This window comes from Flavobacterium sp. AC274 (genome assembly GCF_979258275.1).
Window position 1 is genome coordinate 4,738,856 of the sequence record NZ_OZ409852.1, and the last position, 13,195, is coordinate 4,752,050.

Here is a 13,195-nt window from a genome sequence, read left to right on the forward strand (position 1 = left end):
CAATATTTATAAAATCGAACAAAATCTTTGTGGCACATTCGTGGCACATTTGGAAATGGAGTGGATACCTTTTTTGCCACAAAAACTTAAGGCTGTTTTTTTTTAGAATTTTTCTGCAAGCTTTGAGTTAGATAATTTAGAATACAATACTTTTCAATAAATTGAACAGCATCTAAATCTGAAAAAATGCAGGAAACCAGAAAACGGTGGCCATTGGAATTTAAAATCTGTGCGGTCACACTCAGCAACCAGTACAAAAGTGTAGATCGCGTAGCCCAGGAGCTGGGCATAAATAAACACAGTCTGCAGCATTGGAAGAAACTCTACAAGGATGGAAAACTTACCCTTCAGGAATCGTCTGATTCCTATACGAACAGAAAAGAAATATTAAGATTAAAAAAGGAAATTAAGAACATCAAGCTGGAACGGGATATTCTAGAAAAAGGGGCTGGATATCTTCTGCAGAAAAGACGAGTAAGGTATCAATTTATCAGAGAGAACGCCGATAAATTTCCCATATTCAAGATGTGCAAAATTTTTCATGTAGATCCCAGCAGCTACTATAAATGGTTAAAAGGATTGCCTACAAGCAGAGCTGAACGTAAAGTATTTATAATGTCTGAGATTACAAGAATTTATCACTGGAGTCAAGGCAGGTATGGAAGTAGAAGAATATCCAAAGAGTTATCATCTATCAAAATAAAAGCTTGCCGATCTTTTGTTGCAAAGATTATGCTGGAAAATAATATGCCTAGGATTCCAAAATTAAAATTTAAAAGAACCACGATATCCTCTCCCAAATATCCTGCAGCACCGAATTTATTAAATCAGAATTTTAAAGCGAGCAACCAAAATCAGGTATGGGTATCTGACATTACCTATATTAGGACTAAAAAAGGCTGGGCATACCTTACTGCTGTAATAGACCTGTTTGACCGCAAAGTAATAGGATGGTCGTTAAGTAAAACTATGAGAGCAGTTGACACCACTATCACCGCTTTTAAACAAGCGCTACGTAATCGCCCTTTAACCGGTAACCAGAAATTAATATTTCATTCAGACAGAGGGATTCAGTACGCCTGTAAAGATTTTGTTTCCACATTATCAAAAAGTGATCAAATCTCCCAAAGTATGAGTAGAAAGGGTAACTGCTATGATAATGCAGTCGCTGAAAGTTTTTTCAAGACATTAAAAACAGAACTAATTTATCAAAATAACTATACAACAATAAAAAAAGCACAAAAATCAATCATTGACTATATTAAAAATTTTTATAACACTTGTAGAAGACATTCTGCACTTGAAAATCTGACAATAAAAGAATTTCAAAATAAATATCATATTTCATAAAAGCAAACTACAATACAAATTGAAGAAGATAAAAAAGATTAAATAATTTTAAAAAACAGGTATTTGAGTTATTTGGCAAAATCGTGGCGCAAGAGATTTTTAAGAATTAGAAACTCAGTATTGACAAGGAATACAGAAGAAAGGTTCAAAACTGTATTAAAACCCTTAAAAACCGGCAAAATTTTATTTATGCCGGTAACTACAAATTTAAGGACGTATTCCTGGAGGTCCCAAAATTATATCGCCAACCTCTTCCATAATTTGACCAGCCAGCTCCATATCATGCTGTTGTAAAGCTATGTTTTCATCTTCAACTATTCCAATCGCTCTTATTAATTTTGCGAATCCTCCTGGGTGTGCTACTGCAAGGGCTCTGAAATTTTTTTCATTTGAACCATTAACTATACAATGTGGTATATTCGCCGGAATGTGAAAACTCTCTCCTACTTTCACATTCTGGACAAGTTTGGGAGTGTAAACAATGGCTTCTCCATCTAAAACATATAGTGTTTCTGAATACTTTGTATGTACATGAAGTGGCGATTGTGCTCCTGGTGGAAACATACCTTCCACCAGATCAAAATCAGAATTATTAATTTCTACATCAGAAAGAATGTGTACCTTCGTGCCAAATAACCAAAAATGATTGTTCATATTTTATCTGTTTTTATTTATACAAATAACCGAAAGAGTATTACGGTTAAACTTAACAATTGGTAAGAAAAGCTGATAAAAAAAATTAAATTTTTCAAAATAAAGCCTACAATTACTGCAAAATCATCCTTATGTCTGCCTCACATGTCGAGTATCTTCAGCAATTTAAAATATTGAGTGCAGAAGAAAAGCAAATTTTACAGGAAAGTTTCCATGCTGTGCACTACAAGGCAGGAGAAGTACTGTGCCACCATGGGAAAGTCACTCAAAATTTATTTTTTATTGTTCAGGGTATATTAAAAATTACCGTTCCCAGCGACCAGGATCGCGATCACTCTTATTTCTTTATGGAGGAAAATCAATTCATGAGTTTTCTATATAGCTTGTATGATAATATTCCTGCCGAGCAGGGCTTAGAAGCTGCAAGCGACGTTATTGTTATGGAGATTAACCGAAAGAATTTATTTATTTTATTTGAAAAGCTTCCTTTTTTAGATCGCTTCTAGACAAGATAGCACATTTAACTATGGTTGAAATGATCAATATCAAGAACAGCTATCTGGGTGTAAAATCAAGCGAAAGGTACTCGAAGCTGCTAACGCTGCAGCCTAGTTTGGTACTCCATGTTCCCCTTATTGATATTGCGTCTTATCTAGGGATTACTGCCCAATCTTTGAGTCGTATCAGACGGTCAATTCGTTGAACCAACAGCAGTAATAAGTAGATAAATATTCATATTATAATAAACTCTCAGGAACTTAAAATAAGGATAGAATACATTTCTTTAACTTCTAATTAACGTAATACATTTCATTTTATGATATACTAACAAAGGAGGAAGCAAGGTTAAGTGACTACAATATTCTAAAAAAATGATAGATTTATAAATTAAAGATCCTTTATGGACTTTGAACGATCACTCGAAGCATAAGCGGTCAAGGCAACTGCTTCGATAATCTTCCTTATTTCCCTGTTGCGCGACCTCTTTTTGTTTCCATCCACTAATAATACATTTTGTATAATTGAAGCTTCGATACTTTTTTGAGAACTTCTAAAAATAAATAAAAGCTTAATTTCATTTTAAAATGGTTCACTTCTAAATTATAAAAGCTTCAGATTTCTCCAAAGCTTTTTTTCTACAATGTCTAAGACTCATAAAACACCGCTAAGTTGTTTTGTCTTTTTACAACTTTTGGGTTATTAAAAGGTTCATAGGTAAAAATGTCCATTCCATCTTGTTTAATTACTATTTTGAAAGGCTGGTTCATTTTCTGTGTTAAATGATAAATAGTCAGCATTTCGGCAAGGTCTTCAGACCATGTAGCCATACTATACAAAGAACAGAATGGTGTTTCCTGAAGTGCTTTGTAAACATCTGGTGCAGATGAAATTGGCAAAACCTCACCACTTCTAAAACGTGTAGTTTCCAGCAATGAATTAGTTGCATCTCCCAAAGGTTCTGTTGGTTTATGCCAAATACCAACTGTAAAAGGAGTTTGAGCTGGCCAAACCTGCTTTGTGTCATACATTGGAGGGGTAGTATTTAAAACCATGTCTACAACATGAGTTGCTTCATGAAGTAAAACATATACAATGGCATCCATCTCACCAGCCTCAATAACAACCTGATAATTATTGTTTTCAACTTTACTATAACAGGTATTTTCTTTCCAGGTAGCCCATTTTGAAATTGTTTCGTTTAAAATTCCAGCACGAAAAGTTATATTAAAGGTTTTTGCAGGACCTGGATTTACAATCAAAGATGTAAGTGCTGTATTTGGCATATTATCCATAAAACTGATGCTGTGCAAATGGTCTTTTAAAACTTTTTGATGCAAGGGTGGCAATATAGAGATTGCCTTGCTGATTTTCTCCTTTTCAGTTTTTGTCAGTTCATGATTAACTGGCTTCATTCCAGCATCTCTAAATTTCTTAAAAATATCTTCTGGAGCAGTTTGTGTTCTCTCGCTCAGCAGTATGGTTTGCAAACTTTCAGCACGCTGCGCCTGAAGCATTATTGTAACTAAAAAAAAACAAAGTCCTGTGTACGCAAATTTTTTATTTATCATTTTTTATTCTATTTATTGCAATTTTACTAATGTCTATACTTTTAAGTAATTCTGTTCATGAGAACATAAAAACAAGAAACGTAATAGTTTGAAAACTAGATTAGAATTGGCTGTTTCATTTTATTAATCATCTTTACAATTTTAGTTAGTACTCAGTACAAACTACTACTTTGGTAAATCATAAAAGCCTTTGGAAAAATAAAGGCTTTTATGGCAAATCTCAACTTATTTTTTAACAATTTCTGAAAGTTCAATCATATTTCCCCATGGATCCTGAAAGAACGCAAGTTTGCGGCTGATAGCAGGTAAATAAAAGATATCTCCTACAATGGTTACACCTCGCTTTTTCAATTCTGCTACAGTTTTGTCAACACTTGTTACATCCATACAGATATGGTGAAACCCTGCTTTCTCTAGGCTTTTTCCTAAATCATTGTACACGATTGGTTCACTTAATTTACCGCCTGCTAGAATTTCAATCCAAAAATCATTGCTATTGGCTGGTGCTAAATAAGCCAGTTTTTCATCGGCGTAAGGCCATTCGTGTATAATACGGAAGTCTAATTTTTCGGTATACCATTTAATGGCAGCGTCGTAATCAGGTACTCTGATACCTACGTGGTTCCCGTTCAATTCAGCCAAAGGGCTTTTCGGGTTTAAGGCAGGCATTTTAAATCCTGTGTCATGTTTGTGTTGTGCATTTGATACTAAAGCAATTAAAAGACTTAATGCTATTACTGTGTTTTTGATAAAGTTTTTACTCACTAAGAATAAATTGTTTTTTGGGTGTTCGTGAATCTTCGATTTCATGATTTCTAATTTTAAAATTAATATTTATTTGTTATTTGATACTCCAAAATTCCGAATAAAACCTTAGGTAGATTATACCTATTGCAAAGGGTTTATTATGAATTTCAAAGATGAATTATAAGTGGTTTATAAGGAAAGATTATGACAATGCTACAAGACTTACCAGATCAATACAGACTTATTGTTGAATTTCGCCAAAACTGCGTTTTGAAAAGTTTGATTATTCTTTTTCATTTTTTGCTAATGCTTTCACCAATGCATCTGCTATAGCATGATCGGATGCAGGATTTTGGCCGGTTATCAGTTCTCTGTCTTGTATAATAAAAGATTTCCAGTTTTCTCCGTGTACTGTTTTTCCTCCTGCAAATTTTAAGGCGTCTGCCACATAGAATGGTAATTTTGCCTTACTGTCTTTAAGCGCATTATCCTCTTCCGAATTCGAAAATATTGCCATTTCATAGCCGGAATAAATCCAGTCTTTACCGAATTTTGAAATGGCAGATTTGTCATTTTCGACAAGCGCTTTACGGTAATTTACGGGGTCAGCAAGTGCTGCAGTCAGCGCAACTGGTCCGTGACATAAAAATGCCGTGGTAATGTTCTGCTCATGAACGTAGCGAAGGATTTTTCCAAAATCAGTACTTTGCATAAGATCAGTCATTGGTGCGCGGCCACCCGGTACAAACAAAGCACTGTATTTATTAAGATCTGAATTGGCCACTTCTGACAGCTTTTTAGGTTTGCTGAAAGCAGGATAAGTCTTTACAAAATCGAGTGCTTTTTTATAGGCGGTCTGATCGTTGCTGAAATAAACCGCATCGTTTGAGTTTTTGTCCATTGTTGGAACCACTCCATCCTGGGTAGCGAGTTCAAGAGTGTAACCTGCAGCTACCAATGCCTGTGCTGGAACTGCCAATTCATCTAAAAAGTAGCCTGTATGAATGGTTGAATTGTCATTCATTCTCAATACGTTTTGTGCTGAAAGTACAATCAATACGTACTTTTCATTTTCTGTTTTTTTTGTATTTTCCATAGTGTCTGTCTGATTAGAATTAGTTGAAGTTTCTGAATTTTTACAGCCCCATAAGAGAGATGCTGCCATTACTAATAGAGGTAGTTTCAAGTGCTTTGATCTAAATATCTTCATGATTATAATTTTTTAATGGTTATTAGAATTGTATATAGTTTCTTTACGAAAAGAATTTGATACGCGAACGAATTTTTTTAATTTGATGCCGGCGGTTACATCAAAATATTATTTATCGGTTGTAATGGAAGAGGCACATCGGTTTCACCGATCATTTCGCGTAAATCAATTTCTATAGTCCGGCTGATTGCGGTTATCGGAATATCGTTTGCCCCTCCTTCGAACGGATTCTCAGTACTTTCACCTACACCTTCCAAGATCAGGAATATCCAGCCTATAATCATGCTGAATGGTATCGTAAGCCATATACCATAAACTCCGAGGTTGTCAAATTCCTTGAGGATTCCGAATGGCGTCATTATAATAAAGAGGTGAATGAAAAACAGGCTTATACTGGCAAATTGCCTTGGGTACGGAAAGTTTTTGATACGCTCGTTGCGCCCCTGCTGATCATAAAATTCTTTTAACACAGTAACCATTTCGACGTATTTCAAGGTCTCGATTTTGTTTTCGGAATTCAGCTGGCTAATGTGCTCTGACTGCAGGCCTATTATCTGTGCAGCAGGATTGGCAGCATCAATGATTTTAGCGAGCTCATTTTTAGACAAAAGGGGTTTTATAATATCAACTAAATCTTCATCCCATTCTGCCACCCGATACTTTTTTGCATATTCCCTGTATCTTGACTGAACACGGACATTTTCCCATTTTCTTGGCTGGCGTAACTGAAACCGCAATGCCGTCAGCCATGCAATATGTCTGTAGATGAGGATTCTCCTCAGGTTCTGCAGATCGGGATTCTTTTTGTCGATAAAATCCTTTGCCATAATACCCCAGGAACGGCTGCTGTTAACAATTGCCCCATAGATTTGTCTGGCTTCCCACGAACGTGCATAAGTGGCATTATTCCTGAAGCCTGCAATAAATACTGCTGCAGTTCCTATCAATGTTACGGGTGCCCAAGGAATGTACATCCATTGTAATCCACATAATTTATAGAGTAAAACCGGTACAGCCGATACTATAAATAAATAGTATATACCGCGTCGTGACCATATCAAAAATTCTGATAACGAATAACGTCTTCCTGCGTGCATGATTATAATTTTTTAGTGGTTGAATAGTTGATCTAATTAGTTTCCTGCAGGAATCCTTTTCATTATGTCCGCAAATTGAATTCCATCCAGAAATGCTTCAACACGAATAATTTTACCTTTTTCCATCTGCATAAACCAAGCATAAGACATATTGTAAGGCTGTCCATCTTTGGCAGTTGCTGTACCATCTATCAGTGCAATCACAATATCTTTCTCTGCATATAGTGCCCTCAGTGAAGGGACAATTTTTTTGGAAAGACGCTCATTAAGCGGATTGATGACTTCTTCCAAAAATTGTTGTTTGTCGTTATAGGTTTTGGAAAGTGGGGCACTTCCATTAATTGTCCAGACCATATCATCGGTAAGCAGGTCAAAGAAACTTCCTTCTCCTTTTGCCCAACGCTCAAAGCCGGCTTTAATGATCTTTTTGTTTTCAGCCTGCGTTTGTGCAGAGGTGTCAAAACCCAGCAGGGCAATAAAAACACATAATGTCATTTTTAAAGTTTTACTCACACTGGAGAAATTGTTTTTTTTGTGTTTGTGAATCTGCGATTTCATGATGTTTTTATTTTTAGTTGATTAATTAAGTGTGAAGCCCGATGCAAGGGTCATGTATTTAAATTGTTCTATTTCGGTCTGCATTTCGCTTATTTTTTTTGTTACCCGAGTGTATGCATCCTGTCCTAGCAGGAGGCGTAATGGCGGATTTTTCATCTCGCTTATTTCAGCGATAATTCGTGCTGCTCTTTCTGGATCTCCCGGTTGATTACCATTGTTGTTTTTAAGTGTGTTCCTAAATTTGCCCGCAGTGGCATCGTAGTCCGAAATGGTATTTTGCGATACGGCCAGCGAGCTATCTAAAAAATTGGTACGGAAGGCGCCAGGCTCAATAATAGTAACTTTGATTCCTAAGTCTTTTACCTCATGATAAAGTGCTTCTGAGAATCCTTCAACTGCATATTTAGCTGCATTGTATATTCCGAATCCTGGCGAACTTACTAATCCTGATGCAGAAGAAAGGTTAATAATATGACCGTTGCCTGCTTTGCGCATAATTGGCAAAACATATCGGGTTACCCTTATGGTAGCTTCAACATTAATAGCAAGAACATTGGCAATTTCTTTTTCACTTGCTTCTTCAATAGCTCCCGCAAATCCGTAACCGGCATTATTGATGAGCATATCGATTGTACCATATTTTTTGTGAACAGCTGTAATGGCTGTTTTAACAGCATTTTCATCTGTTAAATCAAGACTGATTACTTCCAGTTTTGGATTGCTGCGAACGCTTTGATCAAACTTGCCAGCATCTCTTGTAGTTGCTATAACTGTCTGATCTCTTGACAATAGGTATCTCACTGCAGCAAAACCTATTCCTTGGGAAGCTCCTGTAATCAACCATACTTTTTTATTTTTCATGACTTAAAATTTTATATTGTTTTTGATTCTTATTTGCTGATGTCTGTTACGAAAAGTACCGAGCCCAAAACGGTTCCATTTACTAATTTCCCTACATTATCGACTAATTCAGCAGTTGTCTCAAGTTTATTGTGTGCTTCAAGATTTTGCTGAGTTTCCCAACGTTCGTACAGCACAAATAGATTATCATTTCCTTTTACGCTGTGAAAACTGAATTCAACGTTCCCTTGCTCCTGTCTAACCAGAGGCACAAATTTTTCAAAGAGCTCTATAATTTGCGGGCCATTTCCATGTTTTACTTCAAAAGGAACTATCAACGTTGTTAAGGCTCTGTGGTCTTCTTTTTTCGGGGTTTCGTTAACCGGTGGCCAAAGATCTGTGAGGTAGTTCATTTCTATAGGCTTCACTAAATCTGCTTTTTGAAGATCAAAAGCGCCTACGGTATAAGGCTGTTTAAAGTGTTTTTCTAAAGCAGCCTGGTTTTTCCATCGCTCAAAGAGGTACAGAACATTTGGCTTTTCTGCGGCATCGTAAAGTTCCATTTTGTAATTGCCTTCTTCACTCCATGCACCATGCACATCTGCCAATAGTGCCTGTCTTGCTTTCGCATTGCTTTCCGATTTTACAAAAAGCTTTACAAATAAAGTAACTGTGTCTGTATTGTTTGTATTCATAATATTTGTATCTAAATTGTTATCGGTAAGGATATCGTTTATCCTATTTGATGATACAAATTTCAGTATAAACCCAAGCTTATTCTGTACGAATAACAAAGCCTATATTATGAATATCAAAGATTTTAAATAATTGCAGATATGCTAATAAAAAAGCCCTCGTAAATTGAGGGCTTTGTATATATAATATGATATGGATTTTTAGAAACTGCGTCTGAATTCGGCAGGTGTAAAACCAGTATTTTTCTTGAAGAACTGGCTGAAATTAGGCTGTTCTGCGAAACCAACACTAAAACTTATATCCTGAAGGCTCCAGTCTGTCTGTACCAGTAAGGCTTTGGCTTCATCAAGAATTCTGTTTCTAATATGTGTGCTTGCATTCTGACCTGTATGTTTTTTAAGAACTGCATTGAGATAATTAGGATGCATCTGCAGGTCATAAGCAAATTCCTTTGCGGTTTTGATACGGATTGGCTGATCGTAGTTGATACCTGAAGTTTCCTTTTCTAATAAATCAAAGAAATGGTGTATGTGTGAATAGTCCTCGGTAACTTCATCTGGTTTCGGAAATCGGGCTACCTTCATGCTTTCTACCATTAATAACTGAAGAAATGCCTGTAGGGAGTCTTCTCTAAAATCAACATTAGCTTTATCCAGCTCTTCTTCCTGCATCCGCTCAAAATACTGAGTAATTCGGGGAAGTTCTTCCTGACTTAAGCGAATTACACTTTTTGGTTTGTCTGTAAACAATGCGAATTTATCTATTATAGCTTTTAACTGTAAATGATGGTTGACAAACGATTTTTTGAAAAGTACATAATAGCCTCCAGATTCTCCTTCTTGAGAAATATTTTTCCAAGAAATGATATCATTTGGATGAATAAATAGTAAAGTAGGTTCTTCGACATAGTAGGTATTAAGCCCCATCGTAAATACCCCCTGCCCTTTTGTAATTAATAATATTTTGTAAAACTCCCTGCGGTTTGGAGAAAGGTAATTACGGCACTCGTGCTGTTCACGGTTAAATACCCTTATGGTCCAATCTTCAAAAAACTCACGAAAAACAGGAATCATATCCGGCAAATCGCGAAGGGTATTAATCTCTTTACTATCAAGTGTTTCTCTTACCATTCTCATAATTATTAGTCTTGTAAAATTAATAAAAAAAGCACTAACCTTTAAAAAATTAGTGCTTTAAATTCTGCCCTTTTGGGATTAAAGGCTTTTATAATGTGTGCTTTCGGCTGCGTGGTGTATTTCTACAATAGATCTGTCAAGATATAGCGCATAAAATAATTTTGCCAGTTCTTCGGGAGAATGGGTCTTACTTGCCGGATCAATCAAACCATCCACGGTCAATAAGCCTACATGAATATTCTCTATCTTTAGACGACTGTGCAGCTGATAGGCCAGACTTCGTAATGCTGCTTTACCAATCGATAGTGAACCATAATCTGCTCTTGGCGTTAAAGCAAGACCACCTCCAGTTAGAAGTAATGCTCCCTGTTTCTGTTTTAAATCAGAGTAGGTAATTTGTAAGGTATGTAAAGCATTTGCAACGTTTACCGTAAATTCCTTTGTTAAAGATTCGGAACTTTCTGCGAGGATATCCTGAGCTTTTACAACGGCGGCATTATAGTGTACAACGTCGAAACCTCCTAAATACTCACCTAAAGTTTGTATTGCATTGGTAAGGTCTTCAGCATTTCCGGCATCACCTGAAGCAGTATAACTTTCAATTCCTTTTGCATCTAAATATTCTTTTAAGTTTTTCAACTTTTCGGGATTACGGCTGATCAGACCTACAGCGAATCCCTCATTACCGAATTGTTCGGCAACTGAAAGGCTCAAACCCGAGCCTGCACTAACTATTAATATTGATTTTTTTGTTGACATGATATTTAGTATTAGATTTTCTTAAACTATATTATTTTATTCGGGCATCCTATTATTGAGATGCCCTGCTGAAACCATCATTATTATGAAAAGTGATCATTAAATGGTATTTTCCCAAGCTTTTAACTGGTGGTCTTTTAACATGTCTTCCACGAATTGCGGTACCACGTTTCTGAATTTACCGTTATCTGACGGTACAATTTCGATAATTGCATCAATCATTTCCTGTGGATCCAGTCTTCCTTCTGGTGTACCTAAAAGCGAATCGAAATTGGCTTTCATATCAGCACGTTTGGTAAAGTTTTTGTCGTCATCCAGCCAGCGGAAAGCATTTTCAGCCATCGTTTCGTTGTAACCAGTTAAGTAAGCTCCAGGATTAATGGTTTGGATTTTGATTCCGTAAGGATTCAATTCATCAGCCAATGCTTCTGCAACTGCTTCAAGAGCGTGTTTGGTTGAAACGTAGATTCCGTAACCAGATGGCGTGAATAATCCACCCATAGAAGAAGTAAATACGATTTTACCTTTTTTGCCTTCTGTGATCCATTTAGAAGCAAAGCCTTGTGACAATTGCAGCGGAGCAAAAACATTTGTTTCATAATTAGCACGAACCAAATCAAGCGGAATTTCAAATACCGGACCGCTTTCCCCGATTCCTGCATTACTAAAGAATACATCGATGTCACGTTTTAAGGCATTGGCAACGTCGTATTTGTCAAGAATGTCCAGTTTTACCACTTCTATATTGTTTTCAAGTCCTGCTTCGGCAACTTTTTTGCGTAAGGCAGTAACTTCCGGCAGGATTTGTACTCCTGCAATAACTTTATGACCTAATTTAGCTAAACCAAATGCTGCTCCTTCTCCTAATCCGGAACCTGCTCCGGTAATCAAAATTGTTTTTGTTGTACTCATGATTTCTAAGTTTTAATGATTTTTAATATGATTTAATAGATGTTGATTTTCTATAAAGCAAAGTTGCAACGAAACCAAGACGTGGGCTGTACGAATAACAAAGCCTCTATTATGAATATCAAAGATGGATCTCAACAAAAAATATTTTATTACATTTTAAATATTTGCAAAATGATATTTTTTCATTAAAATCATAAAACAACAAAAGCCCACAGTTTGTGGGCTTTTGTTAAAACGAGTAGATTATACTACTATCAATTCAATGATTTTCTAAACTCGACGGGAGAGTTTTTTGTTTTTTGCTTGAAGAGTTTATTAAAAGACTGCGGATGCTCAAATCCCAGCTGATAGGCAATTTCTGCAACACTCAGGTCACTGTTTGCCAGAATAGATTTTGCTTTTTCGATCAGTCGGGAATGAATGTGCTGCTGAGTAGTCTGCCCGGTAAGCAAGCGAAGCATGTCACTCAGGTAGCGAGGTGAAACCTTTACATGATCGGCTACATCTTGTACCGTTGGCAATCCTCCAATGAGTGATTTATCAGTATCAAAATAAGAAGATAGAAACGCTTCAACTTCAGACAGCATATCGTTGTGTATCGGTTTTCGAGTAATGAACTGCCTATTGTAAAATCGATTACTGTAGTTGAGCAGCAATTCGATTTGGGAAATAATTACATCCTGACTGAAATGGTCGATGTTATTGTCGAGTTCCAGGATGATATTCTCAAAAATTGAAAAAATAATCTGTTTTTCCTTATCAGAAAGATAGAGTGCTTCGGCAACTGAATAGGAGAAAAATCCATAATTGGCAATATTTTTTGCCAAAGGATAATTTCTAAGAAACTCAGGGTGAAAAATCAAAGTATAACCACTATAGTCTGCTTCCTGATCTGAAGAATAAACAATCTGATCGGGCGCAGTAAAGGAAAGTCCGCCTTCTTCAAAATCATAATGTCCCTGACCGTATTTGATAGCTCCGGCAAAATGCTTTTTGAATGATATTTTATAGAACTTAAGAATAAATGCAGTATTAGGCTGTTCGGATATGTTAATATCTTTATAGTCTACAAGTGCAATCAAAGGATGTTTTGGCTTTGGAAGGCCTAACTGATCCATTGCATTTGAGATACTTGTATAGGTATAGGTTTTTAGCTTTTTCATAATT

14 protein-coding genes are annotated in these 13,195 nt (G+C 36.2%); 2 read left to right on the forward strand and 12 right to left on the reverse strand.

Annotated elements, in window-relative coordinates:
• Positions 1-186 precede the first annotated feature (186 nt).
• The gene (locus ACZZZT_RS21510; RefSeq protein WP_463461865.1) at positions 187-1,350 is read left to right on the forward strand and encodes an IS3 family transposase; all 1,164 of its coding nucleotides are present in this window, start codon (positions 187-189) and stop codon (positions 1,348-1,350) included.
• Positions 1,351-1,557: 207 nt separating this feature from the next.
• Here ACZZZT_RS21510 and ACZZZT_RS21515 read toward each other — a convergent pair whose 3' ends face one another.
• Entirely contained in the window at positions 1,558-2,004 is a 447-nt protein-coding gene (locus tag ACZZZT_RS21515) for a cupin domain-containing protein (protein ID WP_192185082.1), read from the reverse strand.
• Positions 2,005-2,177: 173 nt separating this feature from the next.
• Here ACZZZT_RS21515 and ACZZZT_RS21520 point away from each other — a divergent pair, with 173 nt between their 5' ends.
• Entirely contained in the window at positions 2,178-2,510 is a 333-nt protein-coding gene (locus tag ACZZZT_RS21520) for a Crp/Fnr family transcriptional regulator (protein ID WP_463461866.1), read from the forward strand.
• Between the two features lie 639 nt (positions 2,511-3,149).
• On the opposite strand, the gene ACZZZT_RS21525 is transcribed toward ACZZZT_RS21520, so the two are convergent.
• The 11 genes from ACZZZT_RS21525 to ACZZZT_RS21575 form a co-directional block, all read right to left on the reverse strand.
• Positions 3,150-4,073, reverse strand: a complete 924-nt coding sequence (locus ACZZZT_RS21525; RefSeq protein WP_463461867.1) for a hypothetical protein — start codon at positions 4,071-4,073, stop codon at positions 3,150-3,152.
• A gap of 225 nt (positions 4,074-4,298) precedes the next feature.
• A complete protein-coding gene (locus ACZZZT_RS21530) occupies positions 4,299-4,883 on the reverse strand; it encodes a VOC family protein (RefSeq protein ID WP_225585183.1) in 585 nt (194 codons plus the stop codon).
• Positions 4,884-5,103: 220 nt separating this feature from the next.
• Positions 5,104-6,030, reverse strand: coding sequence for a type 1 glutamine amidotransferase domain-containing protein (locus tag ACZZZT_RS21535; RefSeq protein WP_463461868.1), 927 nt, complete (start codon positions 6,028-6,030; stop codon positions 5,104-5,106).
• Between the two features lie 95 nt (positions 6,031-6,125).
• Positions 6,126-7,127 (reverse strand): bestrophin family protein, encoded by a 1,002-nt coding sequence (locus ACZZZT_RS21540; RefSeq protein ID WP_463461869.1) that lies wholly within the window; start codon positions 7,125-7,127, stop codon positions 6,126-6,128.
• 36 nt (positions 7,128-7,163) lie between these two features.
• Entirely contained in the window at positions 7,164-7,685 is a 522-nt protein-coding gene (locus ACZZZT_RS21545; RefSeq protein ID WP_463461870.1) for a nuclear transport factor 2 family protein, read from the reverse strand.
• Positions 7,686-7,706: 21 nt separating this feature from the next.
• Complete coding sequence (locus tag ACZZZT_RS21550; RefSeq protein ID WP_463461871.1) at positions 7,707-8,546, reverse strand: oxidoreductase; 840 nt, start codon at positions 8,544-8,546, stop codon at positions 7,707-7,709.
• Between the two features lie 29 nt (positions 8,547-8,575).
• Positions 8,576-9,220, reverse strand: a complete 645-nt coding sequence (locus tag ACZZZT_RS21555) for a putative quinol monooxygenase (RefSeq protein WP_463461872.1) — start codon at positions 9,218-9,220, stop codon at positions 8,576-8,578.
• A 201-nt stretch (positions 9,221-9,421) separates the two neighbouring features.
• Positions 9,422-10,351, reverse strand: a complete 930-nt coding sequence (locus ACZZZT_RS21560; protein ID WP_192185088.1) for an AraC family transcriptional regulator — start codon at positions 10,349-10,351, stop codon at positions 9,422-9,424.
• An 84-nt stretch (positions 10,352-10,435) separates the two neighbouring features.
• A complete protein-coding gene (locus ACZZZT_RS21565; RefSeq protein WP_463461873.1) occupies positions 10,436-11,116 on the reverse strand; it encodes an SDR family NAD(P)-dependent oxidoreductase in 681 nt (226 codons plus the stop codon).
• Between the two features lie 99 nt (positions 11,117-11,215).
• On the reverse strand, positions 11,216-12,028 hold the full coding sequence (locus ACZZZT_RS21570; RefSeq protein WP_192185094.1) for an SDR family oxidoreductase: 813 nt from the start codon (positions 12,026-12,028) through the stop codon (positions 11,216-11,218).
• A gap of 254 nt (positions 12,029-12,282) precedes the next feature.
• Positions 12,283-13,191 carry a helix-turn-helix domain-containing protein gene (locus tag ACZZZT_RS21575; RefSeq protein ID WP_315248881.1) on the reverse strand — a complete coding sequence of 303 codons (909 nt, stop codon included), beginning with the start codon at positions 13,189-13,191 and terminating at the stop codon, positions 12,283-12,285.
• Positions 13,192-13,195 lie beyond the last annotated feature (4 nt).